5 tRNA genes and 1 rRNA gene are annotated in these 694 nt (G+C 47.6%); all 6 read right to left on the minus strand.

The window, feature by feature from the left end:
• Nucleotides 1–64 precede the first annotated feature (64 nt).
• Nucleotides 65–148 (minus strand) — tRNA-Tyr (locus Q9B79_RS26730).
• 17 nt (nt 149–165) lie between these two features.
• Nucleotides 166–241: transfer RNA gene (locus Q9B79_RS26735), tRNA-Val, on the minus strand.
• Between the two features lie 5 nt (nt 242–246).
• Nucleotides 247–321 (minus strand) — tRNA-Glu (locus tag Q9B79_RS26740).
• 22 nt (nt 322–343) lie between these two features.
• Nucleotides 344–416 (minus strand) — tRNA-Thr (locus Q9B79_RS26745).
• A 4-nt stretch (nt 417–420) separates the two neighbouring features.
• A tRNA-Asn gene (locus Q9B79_RS26750) sits at nt 421–495 on the minus strand.
• Nucleotides 496–504: 9 nt separating this feature from the next.
• Nucleotides 505–620, minus strand: a 5S ribosomal RNA gene (rrf, locus tag Q9B79_RS26755).
• Nucleotides 621–694: the final 74 nt, after the last annotated feature.

Consider the following 694-nt stretch of genomic DNA (forward strand, 5'->3'; position numbering starts at 1 on the left):
TAATATTTACTAGTATGGTTATCTTTTCAAAAAAATAAACCCTCTCAGGTTATTTTAAAGAAAATGGTGGAGGGGGGCAGATTCGAACTGCCGAACCCGAAGGAGCGGATTTACAGTCCGCCGCGTTTAGCCACTTCGCTACCCCTCCGACATTTAAAATATATATGGTGGAGGATGACGGGATCGAACCGCCGACCCCCTGCTTGTAAGGCAGGTGCTCTCCCAGCTGAGCTAATCCTCCAAAAGTGGTGACCCGTACGGGATTCGAACCCGTGTTACCGCCGTGAAAGGGCGGTGTCTTAACCACTTGACCAACGGGCCAAAAATTGTAAAACTCTTCCCAAGCTTCCAACCGGGCTTGAACCGGTGACCTCTTCCTTACCATGGAAGTGCTCTACCAGCTGAGCTATGGAAGCATAATGGCTCCGCAGGTAGGACTCGAACCTACGACCGATCGGTTAACAGCCGATAGCTCTACCACTGAGCTACTGCGGAATAATATTAGCCTGGCAACGTCCTACTCTCACAGGGACAAGGTCCCAACTACCATCGGCGCTAGAGAGCTTAACTTCCGTGTTCGGTATGGGAACGGGTGTGACCTCTCTGCCATCATTACCAGACTTTTATCATTATAAACATTTCTTTCGAAATGTCAAGAAGAAAAATATATATTCCTTCAAAACTAGATAACATT

This window comes from Bacillus sp. MHSD_36 (assembly GCF_030757775.1).
Classification (GTDB): domain Bacteria; phylum Bacillota; class Bacilli; order Bacillales; family Bacillaceae_G; genus Bacillus_A.